General features: G+C 29.9%; 1 protein-coding gene. It reads right to left on the bottom strand.

Features of this window, described 5'->3' with window-relative positions; all coding sequences use genetic code 11:
* Window positions 1–116 precede the first annotated feature (116 nt).
* A complete protein-coding gene (locus ACY2RU_RS17830; protein WP_490139839.1) occupies window positions 117–542 on the bottom strand; it encodes a hypothetical protein in 426 nt (141 codons plus the stop codon).
* Window positions 543–575 lie beyond the last annotated feature (33 nt).

Here is a 575-nt window from a genome sequence, read left to right as displayed (position 1 = left end):
GGCGAAGCCGTTTGGTGATGTATTCGGTTTTAAAGATAGTTTATTTGTAGGAAATCAAATTCGATAAGCAACAAACCCGCCATTGTCATTATACGTTGTTGTGCAACGTTTTTTTACTATTTATAAATATCATCTTCGGTATACCATTCGTTTATTCCGATTTGTAATATTCCGATAAAACTATCAGAAATATATTCATTTCCATGATTCAAATTTGAAGCGTCTCCTAAATGATATTTGTCATCTTTCCAGCGAAGTGTATAAAAATCTCTTTGTCCAATCCAAATTTCGCCATCGTCCCACCATTCAAATAATATTATATCATCTATTTTGTGAATATCAAGAGAATCAAGACAAGGTATTCCATTTGTCACTCGATAAAATTCTATAAATTCCAATACAGTTTTATTAGGAAGACCTTTTTCGAGTGCAAACACTTTGAAATCGTTTAGTTGATTTTCAGATGCAGGAATTATTTCTTCATCGTAAAAATCAAAAATCGGTTTAATTAACTTTACTAAATTTTTTTTATAATTAGACATTTTTTCTTAAATGTTGCACAACGTGTTTGTATA

Source organism: Ulvibacter sp. 2305UL32-6, assembly GCF_058148545.1.
The sequence above is the reverse complement of the archived record's forward strand: the minus strand, read 5'-3'. Positions and strand labels throughout refer to the sequence as shown.

Excerpts from the sequence above, each read along its gene's own strand:
- ACY2RU_RS17830 (WP_490139839.1), bottom strand. The coding sequence starts at position 542 with ATGTCTAATTATAAAAAAAATTTAGTAAAGTTAATTAAACCGATTTTT.